The 3,840-nt window shown below is 68.7% G+C and carries 3 protein-coding genes and 1 riboswitch; all 3 genes read left to right on the top strand.

Features of this window, described 5'->3' with window-relative positions:
- A partial coding sequence (locus K2X24_RS13115; protein WP_292498787.1) for a TetR/AcrR family transcriptional regulator occupies window positions 1-688 on the top strand: 688 nt, incomplete at its 5' end.
- A gap of 303 nt (window positions 689-991) precedes the next feature.
- Window positions 992-1,201, top strand: a riboswitch (cobalamin riboswitch).
- Window positions 1,202-1,422: 221 nt separating this feature from the next.
- The gene (locus tag K2X24_RS13110; protein ID WP_292498790.1) at window positions 1,423-3,546 is read left to right on the top strand and encodes a TonB-dependent siderophore receptor; all 2,124 of its coding nucleotides are present in this window, start codon (window positions 1,423-1,425) and stop codon (window positions 3,544-3,546) included.
- Window positions 3,546-3,840 (top strand): hypothetical protein (locus tag K2X24_RS13105; protein ID WP_292498785.1); only part of this gene is annotated, 295 nt, incomplete at its 3' end. The genes K2X24_RS13110 and K2X24_RS13105, both read left to right, overlap by 1 nt.

Below are 3,840 nucleotides of genomic sequence, written 5' to 3'. Positions count from 1 at the left end.
GAGGGCGGATGTGGCGATGGCAGGACGGGACCCGAGGGACCGTGCGAAGGCGTCGTCCAAGCCCAAGACGCGGGCGCGCATCCTCGACGCCGCGCGGGAGCTGTTCAACGAGCGCGGCCCCGGCAACGTCACCACGGCGGAGATCGCCGAGGCGGTGGGGATCAACGAGGGGAATCTCTACTACCATTTTCAGCGCAAGGAGCAGTTGCTCGAAGCCCTGTTCGCAGAGTTTGCGCAGGCTCTGCATGGCGCCGCCACAGCCTATGCGGCCAGCGACGACGAGCCCGCGCGGTATCGCACCTATCTCACCGGCTGGTTCCAAACGATGTGGGAATGGCGCTTCTTCTACCGGGACGGCGCGATGGTCTTCCGGCTCGCTCCGGAGCTCAAGCCGCGCCTGAAGCAGGTCAGTGACGCGGGACAGGGACTGACCCGCCGGGCGATCGAAGAGATGCAGAGGGCGGGATTGCTGGCGATCCCGGGCGACCGACTCGACCTGCTCGTCACCAATGCCTGGATCGTCTCGACCTACTGGATCGATTATCTGCGCTCGCGCCGTGGCATCGGTGAGGTCACACGCGCGCATGTCGACTGGGGCGCTCGTCAGGTGATGAGCCTGTTCCTGCCATACCTGACACCCCGAGGGCTGGCGGAAGCCGAACTCGACGCGGCGCGCGAGGACGGCTGATCGTTCGCGGGGAAAACAGGCTCGATCGTACGAAGCTCGGACCGGCGGCTCCGCATCAACGGTGAAGGCCAAGACGATGCCGAAGCTGACATCGGCCTCGGCCGATCGACACACTCGAAGCAGCCACCCGCGCATCGCCGCATTCATGGCCGGGTCAAGCGAGCGGTCGATCGGCCATCGTCCTGCGCTCACGCTCGCGAGGATGGCGTTGCCAAAAAGCGCCGGCGCAAGGATCGCCCGTCTGCAATGTTACAATGTTGCAAAAAATCGCGTCCCCGCGATTGACTATGCGGTAGCGCCCGGCGAATGTCTGACCGCCAAGGTTCCTGCGGGTCGTCGGCTCGCGGGCTAAGAGGGAATTCGGGGTGCTCGAAGGAGCGCTTCCGAAGCTGCCCCCGCAACTGTCAGCGGCGAGTTCCTGCCATCCATGGTCACTGGTGCCCGGCACCGGGAAGGCCGGGCAAGGGCGACGACCCGCGAGCCAGGAGACCTGCCTGGCGCGAAGTCACGTCTCTCGGGCGGGGTGTCCCGGCGGAGCGCTGGAACGGGCTTGGTTGCTGACGCCGCCGATCCCGTGAGGGCACCCGCTCGGCTGTCGCTCGACAACCTTGAGCGCACCGGTGTCCCCTCGTTTGAGCCTGTCCACCGCGACGGCCCTGCTCCTGAACCCGCCCGCATCCACCGAGCGCCGCTGGAGGGCCGGACGCCGGGGATCGCGTTGCGCCCTCGCCGCGATCCTCTCGACGGGTTCGCCCGCCTTGGAGGCCCGGGCGCAGGAGGCCGTCACGCTGGAGGAACTCTCCGTCGAGGGGGCCGGCGGGAGCGCCCCGGTCGCCGTTGGTGCTGGCCCCAAGCCGGGAATAGGCCTGATCGGCCCGACGCCGGGCTACCGGGCCGACCGCGCGGTGAGCAGCACCAAGACCGACACCCCTCAGCGCGACGTGCCCCAGGTCGTCACCGTCGCGCCGCGCGAGGTCATCACCGATCTCGCCGCCACCCGCGTCGACAGCGTCTTCAACTACACGCCCGGCGTGGCCCAGCAGAACAATTTCGGCGGCCTCACGGTGTTCAGCTACGCCATCCGCGGCACGACCACCTCGGAGCTCTACCGCAACGGCTTCCCGATCAACCGCGGTTCGCCGCCGCCGCCCGATACCCAGAACGTCGAGCGCATCGAGGTGCTCAAGGGGCCCGGCGGCGGCCTGTTCGGGCGCAGCGACCCGGGCGGCCTCGTCAACTTCGTCACCAAGCAGCCGACGGCCGAGCGCTTCGTCGAGATGGGCGGCCTTTGGGGCTCGTTCGAGCAGTTCCGCGGCACGGTGGATGCCGGCGGCGCACTCAACGAGGACGGCACGCTGCTCTACCGCTTCAACGTCGCGGGCGGCCGCCAGAACAGCTTTCGCGATTTCGTGGATGGCGACCGGCTCCTCGTCGCCCCCGTGGTGAGCTGGCAGATCACGCCAGACACGAAGATCACCGTCGAGACCGAGTTCCTGCGCAACCGCGTCGTCTTCGACCGGGGCGTGATCGCGATCAACAAGCAGCTCGGATTCCTGCCGATCTCCCGCTTCCTCGGCGAGCCCGGGCAGAGCACGTACCAGAGCTCGGACACGATGCAGGTACGGGTCGAGCATCGCTTCGACGCCGACTGGCAGATGCGGCTGGCGACCCACTTCAACACCGGCTCGCTGGTCGGGGAATCGGCGGAGGTCCGTGGCCTCGCTGCCGACAATCGCACCGTCCTGCGCGACCGGAATTTTCGCGATTACCGCTGGGATACCGCCATCGGCCAGGCCGAGGTTGTGGGACGCTTCGCCACCGGCGATCTCGGCCATACCGTGCTTCTCGGCTTCGAGCGCGAGAGCACCGACAGCCGCGTGGTCTACGACCGCTCGAACTTCCGCCAGAGCCCCTACAGCCTCGACATCTACGATCCGCGCTACGGCCAGGCCCTGCCGCCGCTCACCATCCGGCGCAATAACCTGGAGCGGGTCACCAACACGGCCCTCTACGCCCAGGACCAGATCGCCCTCAGTCCCGAGTGGAAAGCCCTGCTCGGCTTGCGCTTCGATTTCTTCGAGCAGTCCTTCCGCGAACACACCACGGCGACCCAGGTCGACCAGTCCCGGGTGGCAGCCACGCCACGTGCCGGCCTCGTCTACCAGCCCCTGCCGGAGCTCGCCCTCTATACCAACGTAGGCACCAGCTTCCGGCCCAATATCGGCCCCGACGCCTTCGCGGTGGCCCGCTCCGTGCCGTTCGAGCCCGAGACCGGACTCGGCTACGAGGTCGGCGCCAAGCTCGACCTGTTCGGCGGCGCGCTCGGCCTGACGGCGGCGGCCTTCCGCATCGAGCGGCAGAACGTGCTCACGGCCGACCCCAACAACCCGGGCTTCTCCCTGGCGGCGGGCGGGGTGCGCAGCCAGGGCTTCGAGCTCACGGCCGCCGGCGAGATCACACCCGAGATCAAGATCCTGGCGGGCTACGTCTACGCCGACGCCGTGGTCACGAAGGACAACGTGCTCCCCGTGGGCGCCCCGCTCGTCAACATCCCGCGCCACTCGGGCAGCCTGCTCGCGGTGCACGAGATGCAGGCCGGCCCCTGGAAGGGCCTCGGCCTCGGCGGCGGCGTGCGCGGCGTCGGCGAACGCGCCGGAGACGCGGCGGGCTCCGGCTTCGTGCTCCCGGCCTACATCGCGGTCGATGCCCTGGCCTACTATCGCTACGAGAACATCCGCTTCGGCCTCAACGTCGAGAACATCTTCGACGCGACCTACTACGAGAGCTCGAACAACGCCTTCCGGGTCTATCCCGGTGCGCCCCGGCGCTTCACCGGCACGATCTCGGTGCGGTTCTGATGGCTGACGTCACCACCCCTGCGGATGACTTCGTCCTGGAGATCCAGGGGGTTGGCACTGTCGCCCTCCCGAGCACGCTCGGCCTCACAGTCGAGGCCCTCGCACCGACGCCCTCGCGGATCGCGGCCATCGATGCGAGCCTGCGGGCGCAAGTCCGCTTCTACACCGCGGAGGAAGGCGCACGGATCACCTCGGCCTGGCTGACCGGCAAGGTTTCGGAGGTCGCGAGCCGGCCGGGGCTGGCGGGCGACCGGGATGCCGCGCAGGACCATGCCCGGGCGGCGGCCTGGAGCC

The organism is Methylobacterium sp. (genome assembly GCF_019750675.1).
GTDB lineage: Bacteria > Pseudomonadota > Alphaproteobacteria > Rhizobiales > Beijerinckiaceae > Methylobacterium.
The sequence above is the reverse complement of the archived record's forward strand: the minus strand, read 5'-3'. Positions and strand labels throughout refer to the sequence as shown.